Genomic DNA, 13318 nt, shown 5'->3' with positions numbered 1-13318 from the left:
TCAATCGCCGATCAAGAACAGCGGCTGACCGTACTCGACGGCCTGGCCGTTCTCGACCAGGATTTCCTTCACGATGCCCGACTTGTCCGACTCGATTTCATTCAACAGCTTCATTGCTTCGATAATGCATAGCGTCTGGCCTTCCTTGACGGTGTCTCCTACCTGCACGAACGCGTCGGCGCCCGGCGATGGCGCACGGTAGAACGAGCCGACCATCGGCGAGGTCACCACATGACCTTGCGGCACGACGGCTGCCGGCGTCGCCGGCGCGCCGGTGGCGGCACCCGCGTTGCCTGCTTCGCCCGGCTGACCGTATTGCGGCGCTTGCTGCGCCGGTTGCTGCATGTACTGCGGCGCTTGCATGTAGACCGGCGCGGCATTCTTGACGATGCGAACCTTGCCTTCGCCTTCGGTGACTTCCAGCTCCGAGATGCCGGATTCCGAGACGAGGTCGATAAGCGTTTTAAGTTTACGAAGGTCCATCGAAAATTCCCCTTTCAATGCTTGGTGACCGGAAGCTTTTCCCGGTGCTTGACTTGGTAGTTGGGTGCCGCCGACGGAAGCGTTGTCCGATTTTGCGGACGCGCGCTCCGCATCACGTTGTGCGAGCAGTTCAATTGCTTTGAGCGGATCGCGACTCAAGCGCGTGGCTTCTCAGCTGATTTCTCAGCAAGCTTTACAGCAGCATTCGTAGCAAGCCGCTCGAGGGCGAAATCGAGCGCATACAGATAGCCTTTCCAGCCCAGGCCGCAAATCACGGCTTCGGCCAGATCGGAGAAATAGGAGTGATGCCGGAAAGCTTCCCGCTTGTGCACGTTCGACAAATGAATCTCGATGAACGGCAGCGCCACGCCCGCGAGGGCATCGCGGATCGCGACGCTCGTGTGCGTGTAGGCAGCGGGATTGATCAGCACGAAGTCCACCTGATCGGTCCGCGCTTGCTGAATGCGATCCACGATCGCGCCTTCATGATTGCTCTGAAACGAAGACAATTCCGCGCCGGCCGCCTGTGCCTTTTCTGCAAGTGCCTCATCGATTTCTGCGAGCGTTACCCGGCCGTAGACGTCCGGTTCGCGGGTGCCGAGCAGATTCAGATTGGGGCCGTGCAGGACCAGCAGTCGTGACATAGTGGCTTTGGTTTGTGCGGAGTTGGGCGCACTTTAGCGCCCTTTAGAGAATTTTGTCTAGTTTCACGGGTTGCCCGGAGTCCCGTTCAGTGGACGGGGAGCGTCGAATACGCGCATTTTGCACGCATTTTCGTGCAAAGTTTCCTGAAATGACGGTATCTCTCCCCGATCGATATCGAATTGCGGAGGATCAAACGGCCGTCTTATAAGGCGTCGAGCGTCGCTTTCAGCTCTTTTGGATCAACTTCGCCGAGTTTTGTCGAACGAATCACACCTTTCGCGTCTATTACGACCGTGAAGGGCAGCGCGCCCGCGTTGTTGCCGAAACTGCGTGCAAGATCGGCGCCGCCGAAGCCCGCGATGTAGATGGGGTAATCGACCGGTACCTTCTGAAGAAACGCGTTGACGTTTTTCTCGGAATCGACGCCGAGGCCGATAAACGTGATGCCTTTCTTCTCATATTCGCGATGAAGTGCCGCGAGTGTCGGCATTTCCTTCACGCAGGGACCGCACCACGACGCCCAGAAGTTCACCACCACGGGTTTGCCTTTGAACGAGGCAAGTGCTTGCTGCGTGCCTGCAGCGGTTTGCAACTGTGCTTTCCAGAGATCATCGACTGCGTTGCCGCTTGCTTTCGATGTGGCTTCTGCTGCCTGGCTCGTTTCGCCCCCCATCATCATATGGCTGGCGTAAAAACCGCCGCCGGTTGCCGCAATGGCGATAACGAGGGCGGCAACAATGCGCATTTTATTCATGGAGAGGGGGCCAGTGTGGGGGCGGGCGGCTCGTCAAGCAGTGCGCGCACGGCGGCGGCGCTTGCACGTGCAAGCTTGCCCCGGCCGTCCGCGCGTACTGCGCCGCGCAGGTCGTTGGTGTCGTAGAGCGCGATGTGAATGCCCATGGGTTCTTCGTCGCGCGAGGGGCGCATCAGGAAGCTCAGGGTTTCGACGTAACCACGGCCGGCAAAATGCCGCGTTTCCGATACGTCGTATTGAACGTTCGCGTTCAGCAGGTAAATAGCGACTTCCTTTGGGTTATCGCAGAAGCATTGCAGGTGGATGTCGGAGTGTTCGCCTGCCGTGCCGTTTAGCACGGCGCCTGTCAGGTACGGGTTGAACGGCTGCAGCCGTTGCATCCATTCGAATGCGACTTCGCGCATGCGTCGCAGGACGGCGGGCTGGCTTTCGCTTTGGAAGATTGCCTGGTACTCGCGGATTTCTTCTTCGATCTGGCCGTTATCTGGCAGCCATTCGCCGCCGACGCGTGTTTCGCCGACGACCTGTCGGGCCGCCTTGCGCTTTGCGGTCGAATAATCAAGGCCGTCTTCGGCGATCAGCCGCGCCGCCGCGATGGCGATTTCTTCGCGCACGCGCAGCGGATCGAAATGTGATTTACGAATCATGGCGGAATCATACCGGAGATGGGTTTTCGTTCGCGGTCGGGGGCTGGGCGGCCTTGCCGTCGGCAAAAATCCCCGCCCATCCGTCGGTTACAATGTACCGCTCCGGGCGCCGGAATACCTCACTGATTCCCCCCGTGCTAACGGCCCTCCCGCCACGAACACACGCTTTATGCACATTCACATCCTCGGTATCTGCGGCACATTCATGGGTGGCCTCGCGGTCCTCGCCCGGGAAGCGGGTCACCGCGTCACGGGGTGCGACGCCGGCGTCTATCCGCCGATGAGCACCCAGCTCGAGGCGCAGGGCATCGAGTTGATCGAAGGTTATGGTGTCGAGCAAATCTCGCTCGAACCCGATCTGTTCGTCATCGGCAATGTCGTGACTCGCGGCAATCCCTTGATGGAAGCGATTCTCGATCGCGGCTTGCCCTACACGTCCGGCCCGCAATGGCTCGGCGAACACGTTCTGAATGGAAAATGGGTGCTCGCGGTCGCCGGCACGCACGGCAAGACCACCACCAGCTCCATGGTGACCTGGCTCCTGGAAGATGCCGGCATGAATCCGGGCTTCCTGATCGGCGGCGTGCCCCTGAATTTCGGCATCTCGGCGCGACTCACGGATTCAAGTTTCTTCGTGATCGAAGCCGACGAATACGACACCGCTTTCTTCGATAAACGCTCCAAGTTCGTTCACTATCGCCCACGCACGGCGGTGCTGAACAATCTCGAATTCGATCACGCCGATATCTTCCCGGATCTCGCTGCTATCGAGACGCAATTTCATCATTTGGTGCGTACCGTGCCCGGCGTCGGACGAATCGTGACGAACGGCCGCGAAGCCGCGCTCGAACGCGTGCTGACGCGCGGTTGCTGGTCGGGCGTCGAGCGCTTCGGCGTGCAGGGCGGCTGGGAAGCGCTGCCCGCGATCGACGGTGTTGCCGTCGACGAGCAGTTCGCCGTGTATTGGGAAGGCGAGCGCCAGGGCGTGGTCGACTGGCAAGTGCAGGGCGAGCACAATCGAATGAATGCGCTGGCCGCGATCGCGGCGGCGCGTTCAGTAGGCGTTCCGCCCGCGCAGGCAACCCAGTCGCTGAGCACGTTCCGGAACGTGAAACGCCGGATGGAAGTGAAGGGCAGCGTGGATGGCGTAACCGTCTACGACGACTTCGCGCATCACCCTACCGCGATCGAGACGACAGTAGCGGGCTTGCGCACGCGGATCGGCGCAAATAGCCGCATCCTCGCGGTCCTCGAACCCCGTTCGAACACGATGAAACTCGGCACGATGAAGGCGCAATTGCCGGCCAGTCTCGCCGACGCCGACCTGGTTTTCGGCTACGGCGCGCACGAGGGTCGCGACAAGCTCGGCTGGGATCTGCAAGCGGCACTCGCGCCGCTCGGCAACAAAGCCCAGGCGTTCAGCGACCTTGCGGCGCTGGTCAAGTCAATCGCCGCAGCGGCGCGTCCTGGCGATCACGTGCTCGTGATGAGCAACGGCGGTTTCGGCGGCGTGCATCAGAAGCTGCTCGATGCACTCTCAGCGCGGCCAGCCGCCAAGGAGCGGGCGTGATTCTTTATCTGCACGGCTTTCGGTCGTCGCCACAATCGTTCAAGGCTCGCGTGATGCGCGCGCGCATGGAAGAACTGGGACTGATCGACCAATGGCGGTGCCCGACGTTGCCGGTCTCGCCCCGCGAAGCCATTGCGCTGGCCGAAACGCTTGCGGCGCAAGTTCATGACGACGAGATCACGGTGATCGGCAGTTCGCTCGGCGGGTTTTACGCAACGTGGCTCGCTGAAAAACACGGCTGGCGCGCGGTCCTGCTGAATCCGGCGGTCGTGCCGCAAGAGGACCTGAGCTGTTATCTCGGCGAGCAGCCGTTGTGGCATGGCGGCGGCAGTATTGTGGTCGAGCCGCGTCATATCGATGAATTGCGTGCGCTTTCCGTTGCGTCGATCACCCGGCCGGAGCGCTACTATCTGATCGCGGCCACCGGCGACGAAGTGCTCGACTATCGCACCATGCTGGCCCATTACCCGGACGTGCGGACTACGCTGATCCAGGGCAGCGATCACGCGATCAGCGACTTTCCCAATTACCTGGACCAGGTGCTCGCGTTCTGCGAGGCTCGGCCGCCCGCTGTCGCGGCCTGAAAACCCTGAGCGTTTCCTTTCATTGTGGGCCTGGCGCTTTTGCGGGACGCGAACCCGACCGGACGCCACGCCGACCAACAGTCTTTCGAGAGTATTGAGTGAACGTTTTTTTTGAGGAATCGGGTAGTTTCAAGGCCGGCGCCGTTCTGTCCAAGCAGAACGATGCGTTTCAGGTCGAGTTGCCGGGCGGGCGACGCGCGAAAGTGCGCGCCAAAGACGTATTGATCGAATTCGAGAAACCGAACGCCGCCGATCTGATGCAGCAGGCCGATGCCATTGCACAGGACATCGATCTCGACTTCCTGTGGGAGTGCGCACCGGAAGAAGAATTTCCGTTCGCGGAACTGGGCGCGGATTATTTCGGCGATAAATTCGGCGCTACCGAGCGCGCCGCGCTCGTGCTGCGCATGCACGGTTCGCCGGTGTACTTCCGCCGCAAGGGGCGTGGACAGTATCAGCGCGCGCCACAGGAACAGTTGCAGATGGCGCTGGCCGGGCTGGAAAAGAAACGTCAACTGGCACTGGTGCAAGCGGGTTACGAAGCGGAACTGGTCGCTGGAAAACTGCCTGATGCGCTCGTTGGCAAGGCGATTGGTTTGCTGACGAAGCCGGACAAGAACTCTATCGAATATAAGGCGCTCGAAGGGGCGGCTGCTGCTCGCGGGATTTCGCAAGCGCGACTGATGCTGGAAGTGGGCGGCATTCCGTCGGCGCGCGCACTTCACGAAGCGCGTTTCCTATCGGAATTTTTCCCGCACGGAACGGGCTTCGCGCCAGTCACGGTGCCGCCGTTGCCCGACGATCTGCCGGAAGCGAACGTGCAGGCGTTTTCTATCGATGACGTCACCACCACCGAAATCGACGACGCATTCTCCGTCGAGCATCTCGCCGATGGCCGCGTGCGCGTGGGTATTCACATCGCGGCGCCGGCGCTGGGGATCGCGCGCGGCGACATGATCGATGCGATTGCGCGCACCCGCTTGTCCACCGTCTACATGCCCGGCGACAAGATCACGATGCTGCCGGACAGCGTCGTGGAAGCGTTCACGCTGGCTGAAGGCGGATTGCGGCCGGCGTTGTCGCTGTACATCATCGTGAATCGGGAAACGCAGGAAATCGTTGCGACCGAAACGCGCGCCGAGCGTGTGTTCGTGAAGAGCAATCTTCGACACAACCACCTGGACGAACATGTCACCGAGGAATCGCTCGCGGCGGGCAGCGGCGAGTATGCGCACAAGGATGACATCGCGGTGCTGTGGCCGCTCGCGCAGGCGCTGTTCGAAAAGCGCCAGGAAGCGCGCGCGGGATACGGTCTGCGGCGCGAGGTGCAGCGCAATAACGACTTCAATTTCTACGTGGAAGGCGAGCACATCACGATCACGCCGCGTCGACGCGGATCGCCGCTCGATCTGATCGTCGCCGAGCTGGCGATTCTCGCGAATTCATCGTGGGGCGCGTTTCTAAACGATCACAGCGTGCCGGGGATTTACCGGTCGCAGCGCGGATTTGGCGCGCCCGGTCCGAAGCGCACGCGCATGCAAACCACGCCGGCGCCGCACGAAGGACTGGGTGTCGCGCAATACGCGTGGAGCACGTCGCCGTTGCGTCGATACGTCGATCTGGTCAATCAGTGGCAGTTGCTCGCGTGCGTGCGGCATGGTGTGACGGCTGCGCTGGTGGCGCCGTTCAAGCCGAAAGACGCCGATCTGTTTGCCGTCGTGCAGGGCTTCGATGATCAATATTCCGCGTACGCCGATCATCAGCGGCGCATGGAGTACTTCTGGTGCCTGCGATGGTTGAAGCAGGAGAACAGGAAGCATGTGGCGGCGTCGGTAGTGAAGGACGATCTCGTGCGCCTGGATGAAATCCCGCTGATGCTGCATGTGCCCGGTCTTGGTGTGCATGCACGCGGGACGAAGGTGATGCTGGAGGTCATGAGTCTCGATGAACTCACGGTCGAGGCGTCGTGCCGTTTGCTGCATGTGATCGATGCACCCGCTCCGGCATCGGCGCAAGAGGCCGAGGCGCAGCAGGACGAGACGGAAGAAGAGCTGATTGAAGCGGAAGATTTGAGCGCAGAGAGCGAAGCTGAGGCGCAGGCGGAAGCGGCGCCGGAAGCGGATGCGCAGGCGCAAGGCGAATCCGCCACGGATGAACCGGCCGGCGAAAGCACGCCCGACACGACGGAGCCGACGCGATGACATCGGGCATTGAGCCTCGGGACCATCGGGACCGCTATGCCGTGATCGGCAATCCGGTCGCTCACAGCAAATCACCGTGGATTCACGCGCGTTTTGCTGAGCAGACTGGCGAGGCGATCGAATACGGGCGCGTGCTGGGGACAATTGGTGCGTTCTCCGGCGATGTCCGCGCTTTCGTTGAAGCTGGCGGTCGCGGCATGAACGTGACCGTGCCTTTCAAGCTCGACGCACATGCTTTCGCCACTACGCTCACGCCGCGTGCCGCCGCTGCAGGCGCGTTGAACACGCTGGCGTTCAACGCGGATGGCGTGCTTGGCGACAACACCGACGGCGTCGGCCTTGTACGCGATATCGAACAGAATCTGGGCGTCGGGTTGAAAGGCGCCCGCGTGTTGTTGCTAGGCGCGGGCGGCGCGGCGCGCGGTGTCGTGCTGCCCATGCTGGATGGCGGCGTGGCGGCGTTGACTATCGTGAACCGGACGGCATCGAAGGCGCAGCAGCTCGTCGATCATTTCTCCGATGCCGCGCACGCCGCGCATGTGCGTTTCTCCGGCGGTGGTGCGGATAGCGTGGAAGCGGGCCCGTACGATGTGATCGTCAACGCGACGGCCGGCAGTCTCGACGACGCTTTGCCCGATTGCGACGACGCTTCGTTCGGCCCCGGCACGCTCGCCTACGACATGATGTACAGCGCCCAGCCGACCGTGTTCATGCGTCACGCCGACAGCCTCGGCGCGCGTTCGGCCGACGGCCTCGGGATGCTCGTCGAGCAAGCGGCGGAATCGTTTTTCCTGTGGCGCGGAGTCCGCCCTGACAGCGGCGCGGTGCTGCGTGCGTTGCGGCTGGAGTTATCGACGAAGGTTTAGTTCAGCGCGCGGATCAGTGCGCCGTGGCGTTCCAAACAGAAGAAGCACGATGACAAGAAGAAAATCGCCCGTTCGTCTCGGGCCGGCTCGGTGGATTGTCTACGGCATCTCGGTCATGGCGATTGCCGTCATCGCCACACAGGTCTATTTCTTCGCGATGGTCGGGGTCTATACGTTCGTCAATCCCTCATCGACGGCGTTCATGCGCTCGGATGCGTGGCGGCTCGCGCAAGACCGTCCCGATCTCGGCATTCAGCGTACCTGGGTTCCATACGATCAGATTTCGCGCAACCTGAAGCGCGCGATCATTGCGTCCGAGGACGCGAATTTCGTCAACAACAACGGTTACGAAACCGATGCCATCCTGCAAGCCTGGGAGAAGAACAAGGCGCGCGGCAAGATTGTCGCGGGCGGGTCGACCATCTCGCAGCAACTGGCGCGCAACCTGTTTTTATCGCGGGAAAAGAGCTACGTGAGGAAGGCACAGGAACTGGTGATCACCTCAATGCTCGAGCTCTGGATGGACAAGGAACGCATCTTCGAGATCTACCTGAATTCCGTGGAGTGGGGTAATGGCGTTTATGGCGCCGAAGCGGCGGCGCATTACTACTACAAGACATCGGCGTCGAAACTGAGCGCGTGGCAATCGGCGCGGTTGGCGGTGATGCTGCCGAGGCCGAAATACTTCGATGAACATCGCGGGTCCGCTTATTTGTCGCAGCGGGCAGGGGTGATTACGCGGCGAATGGGGGCGGCGGAATTGCCGCATTGAGAGCTTGTGTATTGACGTAAGTGGGGGCGGTTTGCTTCAGCACCGCAGCACACGGTGGTGAAGGACTACTTCAGCGCAAGGGCGTCAAATTGGCGGCGCCGTCCCGTCATCGTCAATTCGTATCAGGCTAGCCGGCAAGTTATCGCAAGTAGCCGACGCTAGCATTCCAGAATAATTATGAAAATATGGAAACTATAGGCTATAGGGCAGGTTCATCTATAATGTTTACATATAACGCAACTATCAAGTGAGCAGGATTGGGAAACGACTTAGTTTCCCTAAAGAGAAACTATTCTCCCGCATGCTGATCTGACATACATTGTTTCCATATAGCACAACTATGGCTCGAACCCTGTCGCCGCATAATCCGCATCCCAATCCGCTAGCGCGAGACATGAGCACGCTCGGTGCGCTCGTGCGCAATCGCCGGTTGGAGCAGTCGTTGCGAATCGACGACGCGGCCGACTTGCTCGGCGTGTCCTCTAATGTGCTTTCTCGGCTTGAAAATGGCCATCCTGTTGGCTCCGACCGGCTATTGCGCGTGCTTGACGGCCTCGGGCTGACCCTGCTGGTGCTCCCAAGGAGCGAGTCAACGACAGCGCTGCGGGCGCTGGGTGTGACGACGAGCCATGCAAAGGCGTCGCTCCCGAGGGGGCAGTCCTAATGGCGCATGTGCTTAAAGTTTCGACGCAGGACGGTTCGGTGGGGCTGCTCGGGTTTGAGTCGCAGCAGGACATCTACAGCTTCACGTACGATGAAACCTGGCGGGCGAGAGAAGCCGCTTTCCCGCTTTCGCCACACATCCCGCTATTGGATGCGCGGCCGAAAGTTGGCGCGGTACACCGTTTCCTCGCGAACCTACTTCCCGAAGGGCGCGCGCTCGAAGTCGCCTCGGTCATGTACCAGATGTCGAAGGACAACACTTTCGGTCTGGTGCACGTCCTGGGAAGAGAGCCCGTCGGCGCACTAAGTTTTATGGGCATGGCGCAAGAAGCGGCGTCCGGCGAGGACGGCGCCGAACCCGCGGAAACAGAATATACGGCCGTCGAAGAGAACGATGCGCTGCCCGTGCGCCGGGTCGTGCCCAATGAGGAGCTGAGCGAGCGTATCCGTCGGCGCGATGAGATTCCCTTTCCGGTCTGGGACCGCAAGCTCCGGCTCTCGGTAGCGGGCTTCCAGGACAAACTGCAGGTGCTTGTCGAAGGAGAGTCGCTCTCGCTCGTAGACGGTGGCCCCATCAGCTCGACGCACATCCTTAAGCCAGAGTCACTCAATCCCGCATCCGCTTTCATGGTTGCGAACGAGCACTACTGCATGACGCTGGCCGCGAGCATCGGGCTGCCCACGGCGACAGTGCAGATTCGCCGGATTCCGGAGCCGATACTGCTCATCGAGCGATTTGACCGAGAGGTAGAGCTTGACCCTGCCGACGGCGTGACCGCGCTTCGGGTTCGGCGCACGCACATCATTGACGGCTGCCAGGCGCTGGACCTGCCTGTGAACCTCAAGTACGAGCGCAACTTCGGTAACGCTCAGGCGGTACGCGACATCAGGGAGGGCGCGAGCTTCGAAAAGCTGTTCGCGCTCGAGCCGCATCTTGAGAACCCTGCACATGGCCGCCGGGTCATGCTGCGGTGGGCGCTGTTTCAGCTCTTCATCGGCAACAGTGACGCGCACGGCAAAAATTTGTCCTTCCATGTGCGGCCCGCTGGCCTGTCGCCCGCACCCTTTTACGACCTTGTATCCGTCAATGCCTACGGAGAAGCCGTCGAGCAGGACATGGCGCTGGCTTACGGCGACGCATTCCGTTTGGATGATGTCACCGCGTTTGAACTCGCTTACTTCGCCCAGTGCACGGGCACGCCCAGAACTCTCGTTGCGCGCGAACTGACCCGTATGGCGCGAGCGATAACGCGCGTCGCGGGAACCCTGGCGCAATCGGAAGTGTACGTGGGCGAGGAACGGGGCATGGTGAAACGCATCCATGATTTCGTGACCGTCCAGGTTGGCAAGCTAATGCAGCTGGCGCCAGAGGTGCCAAGGATCGACCAGTCGCTGTTGTAGAACGAGATAGTTACGACCACCACGCGAGTATCGAAAGGACCAACGACAAAAGAATCCGTGAAACAGGCACTCGGATTGCCATCAAGTTGTACGTTTGGAAATGCGACAGCTCGGACCGGCCCTCGCCGGACGAGGCCGACCTTCGGGGGCGCCATTCGCGCGCGTCCCAATGACCTATTCGAGCTCGTTGACGAAGCGCTCGAAGCGCTGGGTCTCATCCGTCGTCGGGTACACATCCCACAACCGTGACTCGCCCGGGCGGGCGCTCGCACTGATGATTCTGGCTTAAATCAGCTGGCCTCCCAACGGTTGCTCGGCCCGGCCGGATAACGGATCCGTATGCACGGTGGTGCGCGAGGGGCGGACCGCGAAGCCTGTCCTATGCCGATTTTCAGTCCCACCCCTCGCACCGTCTTTCTCCCAATATGTGAACACATCAATCACATATTGAATAATCGAGACGCCCGGCTCTAAAATCCGATCACAGCCAAAACGGCAGTTACACCCGGTTCGGGTTTTCCCGCAGACCGCGTGAAACGAAAAAAGCACTCGGAGACAAGTCATGCCAACGTCAGCGACATCAGCGCACACAGCGCGCTCGCATCTGCACTCGCATCCACGCGTCTCGCACTCCTTATCGATGATTCCCCGCGCCGCATCCTGCGTGACGCTTCGCCGCGTGCCACCGGCCCGGTAACTCGCGTCGTGAACGAACGCTCAATCATTCTCAAGCCGCGAACATCGAGTGCCATGACCAAGACCCTGAACCCCACCGTCGAGCATGAATTGTCGATGGACCGCACGGCCGGAAAATCGGCAGCGCCCGACGTAGACGCAGCCAACGAAGCGAACGAGCCGAGCGAAGCGCAGGCGTCCGCGGCCGCACTGCTCGACCTCACGCCGCAGCAAGCCGGCACGCAAACCCTGCTGCGCGGCCTCGCGATTCTTGAAGCCGCAGCCGGCGGCGCGCGCGATCTGCGCAGCATTGGCGCAGCGCTCGGCACGACTCGCAGCACGACGCATCGTCTGGTGAGCTCGCTGGTGCAGGCGCGCTATCTTCGCCAGGTCGGCGGCGGTTATCTGCTCGGCCCGAAGCTGATCGAACTCGGCACCATCGCGCTCGAACAAATGCCGCTCACCGCGGTAGCGCGTCCGCATTTGCAAGTGCTTGCCGAACACACGCACGACACCATTCACCTCGGCGTGCGCGACGGCGACGACGTGCTTTATATCGACAAGATTCCCGGCACGCGCGGCCTCGAAATGCGCTCGAGGGTGGGTCACCGGATGCCGCTGGCATCGACCGGAATCGGCAAGGCGATGATGCTCGACCTGCCGCCCGAGACATGGTCGAAGCTGCTGGAAGCGTCGCACCGCGTGCTGGCAAAGGTAAGTTTCAAGCCCGATCACCAGCCCGATATCGATACCTTCGTGCAGCGCATGACACGCTATTCGCAAGGCGGTTTCACTTTCGATCTCGAGGAAAACGAGGCGTCGATCCGCTGCGTCGCGGCGCCGGTGCGCGACGCGTCGGGTGCGATCGTCGCGGCGCTGTCGGTGGCGAGCACGATTCCGTACATGCCGTCGGAGCGCATGGAAGAACTGATTCCGGTCGTGCAGCGCGAAGCGCGCGCGATCTCGCAAGAACTCGGCTGGCGCGTTCCGCAGCCCGCAACACGCAGGATCAAACGATGACGCGGATCGACACATCGGCCGAGACGCAGCCCGAATTGTCCAAGGACGCGAACGCCGCGCCCGCCCTGATCGCACTCGACTGGGGCACGACGGCGCTGCGCGCCTATCTGCTCGACGCGAATGGCGCGGTGCTGGATACGCGGGCATCGCCGGCGGGCATCATGAATTTGCCGAAGCCTGCAGCCGAAGGCGGCTTCGACACCGTATTCGAAGAAACCTGCGGCGCATGGCTTGCCAGCATTGCGTCGCTTCCGGTGATTGCTGCGGGCATGGTCGGCAGCGCGCAAGGCTGGATGGAAGCGCCGTACGTCTCCACACCCGCCGATCCGGCTGCGCTTGTCGCGGGCATCGTGCGCGTGAAAACGCTCAAGGGCACGACGGTTCACATCGTTCCAGGCGTGCTTGAGGACGGCGCGTTGCCAAACGTGATGCGCGGTGAAGAAACGCAGATCTTCGGTGCGCTCGCCAGCGACCCCTCGCTGGACCAGCAGCCGCACGGTGGCCTGATCGGCTTGCCGGGGACGCATGCGAAGTGGGCAGTTGTGTCAAAGGGACGCATCGAACGGTTCTACACGTTCATGACCGGCGAGACGTTCGGCGCGCTGCGCGATCACACCATTCTCGGGCGCACGATGCGCGCGACCGATCAGCAGGATCTGGGCGCTTTCATTCGCGGTGTCGACACCGCCAAAGACGCGGGCCACGCGGGTCTGCTCGCGACGATTTTCAGCACCCGCACGCTGGGACTGACCGGGCAACTGCAGCCGGAGCAACAAGCGGATTACCTCTCGGGCTTGTTGATCGGCCACGAATTACGCGGTCTCAATGAAGTGCTGGCGCGTGAGGAAGCGGATCTTGCGGGCAAGGCGTTAAGGCTGATCGGTAACGACGCGCTTTGCGAACGTTATCGCCTCGCGCTCGCGCGCTTCGGTTGCCACGATGCGCGGACCGTCGCGCACGCGACCGAGCGCGGGTTGCATCGGATCGCGCTGCAGGCCGGCCTGATCCAGCCGAGCCCAAGCGCATCTAATTAGGAG

The 13318-nt window shown here is 61.5% G+C and carries 13 protein-coding genes; 9 read left to right on the top strand and 4 right to left on the bottom strand.

Annotated features, from left to right (window positions below):
• The 4 genes from accB to BSU04_RS20965 all read right to left on the bottom strand — a co-directional run bounded on the left by accB (position 1) and on the right by BSU04_RS20965 (position 2529).
• Positions 1-483, bottom strand: coding sequence for an acetyl-CoA carboxylase biotin carboxyl carrier protein (gene accB, locus BSU04_RS20980; RefSeq protein ID WP_089162491.1), 483 nt, complete (start codon positions 481-483; stop codon positions 1-3).
• Positions 484-638: 155 nt separating this feature from the next.
• Positions 639-1127, bottom strand: coding sequence for a type II 3-dehydroquinate dehydratase (gene aroQ, locus BSU04_RS20975; protein WP_089162414.1), 489 nt, complete (start codon positions 1125-1127; stop codon positions 639-641).
• 203 nt (positions 1128-1330) lie between these two features.
• The gene (locus tag BSU04_RS20970) at positions 1331-1882 is read right to left on the bottom strand and encodes a TlpA family protein disulfide reductase (protein WP_089162413.1); all 552 of its coding nucleotides are present in this window, start codon (positions 1880-1882) and stop codon (positions 1331-1333) included.
• On the bottom strand, positions 1879-2529 hold the full coding sequence (locus tag BSU04_RS20965; protein WP_089162412.1) for a UDP-N-acetylmuramate--alanine ligase: 651 nt from the start codon (positions 2527-2529) through the stop codon (positions 1879-1881). The genes BSU04_RS20970 and BSU04_RS20965 overlap by 4 nt, the downstream gene beginning before the upstream one ends.
• 169 nt (positions 2530-2698) lie before the next feature.
• Between BSU04_RS20965 and mpl the strand changes: the two genes are divergently transcribed.
• From mpl to BSU04_RS20920, 9 genes are all read left to right on the top strand, one after another.
• Positions 2699-4099, top strand: coding sequence for a UDP-N-acetylmuramate:L-alanyl-gamma-D-glutamyl-meso-diaminopimelate ligase (mpl, locus tag BSU04_RS20960; RefSeq protein WP_089162411.1), 1401 nt, complete (start codon positions 2699-2701; stop codon positions 4097-4099).
• Positions 4096-4683 (top strand): YqiA/YcfP family alpha/beta fold hydrolase, encoded by a 588-nt coding sequence (locus BSU04_RS20955; RefSeq protein WP_089162410.1) that lies wholly within the window; start codon positions 4096-4098, stop codon positions 4681-4683. The genes mpl and BSU04_RS20955 overlap by 4 nt, the downstream gene beginning before the upstream one ends.
• Positions 4684-4781: 98 nt before the next feature.
• A complete protein-coding gene (locus tag BSU04_RS20950; protein ID WP_089162409.1) occupies positions 4782-6884 on the top strand; it encodes a ribonuclease catalytic domain-containing protein in 2103 nt (700 codons plus the stop codon).
• A complete protein-coding gene (gene aroE / locus BSU04_RS20945; RefSeq protein WP_089162408.1) occupies positions 6881-7750 on the top strand; it encodes a shikimate dehydrogenase in 870 nt (289 codons plus the stop codon). The genes BSU04_RS20950 and aroE overlap by 4 nt, the downstream gene beginning before the upstream one ends.
• 49 nt (positions 7751-7799) lie before the next feature.
• Positions 7800-8522: a monofunctional biosynthetic peptidoglycan transglycosylase gene (gene mtgA, locus BSU04_RS20940; RefSeq protein WP_089162407.1), complete on the top strand. Its 723-nt coding sequence runs from the start codon at positions 7800-7802 to the stop codon at positions 8520-8522.
• Positions 8523-8916: 394 nt separating this feature from the next.
• Positions 8917-9186: a helix-turn-helix domain-containing protein gene (locus tag BSU04_RS20935; protein ID WP_089162406.1), complete on the top strand. Its 270-nt coding sequence runs from the start codon at positions 8917-8919 to the stop codon at positions 9184-9186.
• On the top strand, positions 9186-10586 hold the full coding sequence (locus tag BSU04_RS20930) for a HipA domain-containing protein (protein ID WP_089162405.1): 1401 nt from the start codon (positions 9186-9188) through the stop codon (positions 10584-10586). The genes BSU04_RS20935 and BSU04_RS20930 overlap by 1 nt, the downstream gene beginning before the upstream one ends.
• Positions 10587-11336: 750 nt before the next feature.
• Positions 11337-12281 (top strand): IclR family transcriptional regulator, encoded by a 945-nt coding sequence (locus tag BSU04_RS20925; RefSeq protein WP_373452848.1) that lies wholly within the window; start codon positions 11337-11339, stop codon positions 12279-12281.
• Entirely contained in the window at positions 12278-13315 is a 1038-nt protein-coding gene (locus BSU04_RS20920) for a 2-dehydro-3-deoxygalactonokinase (RefSeq protein WP_089162404.1), read from the top strand. The genes BSU04_RS20925 and BSU04_RS20920 overlap by 4 nt, the downstream gene beginning before the upstream one ends.
• The last annotated feature ends 3 nt before the right edge of the window (positions 13316-13318 follow it).

The organism is Caballeronia sordidicola, from assembly GCF_002220365.1.
Taxonomy (GTDB): Bacteria; Pseudomonadota; Gammaproteobacteria; order Burkholderiales; family Burkholderiaceae; genus Caballeronia; species Caballeronia sordidicola_C.
The sequence above is the reverse complement of the archived record's forward strand: the minus strand, read 5'-3'. Positions and strand labels throughout refer to the sequence as shown.